The organism is Streptomyces sp. NPDC127092, from assembly GCF_042722475.1.
Lineage (GTDB): Bacteria > Actinomycetota > Actinomycetes > Streptomycetales > Streptomycetaceae > Streptomyces.
This window is the reverse complement of record NZ_JBHXFE010000203.1, coordinates 898-1,532: the sequence shown is the minus strand read 5'-3', so window position 1 is coordinate 1,532 and position 635 is coordinate 898. Positions and strand designations below refer to the sequence as shown.

The window sequence follows — 635 nt, the reverse complement described above, 5'->3', positions numbered from 1 at the left end:
GAGGACCCCCGTCCGCGCGTCGTGCGTGGACCGGCCCGTCTGGCCCGGGGCTGGGCCGGGGCCCTGGCGATGACCGCCCTGGCCGCGCTGTTCCACACCGCCGCCGAGCCCGGTCACGGGTTCCCCGAGGTCGGCGTGGTCGCCTTCGCGGCCGTCCTCGCCGCCCCGCTCTGCACCGCCCTGGCGGGCCGCGCCCTCTCGCTGTGGCGCACCGCCGCGGCCGTCGCGATCGCCCAGGGGCTGTTCCACGTGCTCTACGGGCTCGCCGCCGGCGGGCACGCCGTGGCGCCGGCCGCCGGCGTCGACCCGGCCCACATCGGCCTGCACGGCAACAACAAGTCGGACGCCGAGCTGCGCACCGCCCTCGAGGCGGGCGTGGGCCGGATCATCGTGGACTCGCTCGACGAGCTCACCCACCTGGCCGCGCTCGCGGCCGAGGCCGGCCGCCGCGCCCCCGTGATGCTCCGGCTGACCCCGGGCGTGCACGCGCACACCCACGACTTCATCGCCACCGCGCACGAGGACCAGAAGTTCGGGCTCTCCCTGGCCCCGGCGTCCACCGACCGGGACGGCAACGTGGCCGGCCGCTCGCCGGCCGCCGTCGCCGTGGCCGCGGCCCTGGCGGCCGAGTCGAT

General features: G+C 78.4%; 1 pseudogene. It reads left to right on the top strand.

Annotated features, from left to right (window positions below):
- A pseudogene (locus ACFWJO_RS38870) lies at positions 1-635 on the top strand (hypothetical protein); the annotation flags it as partial.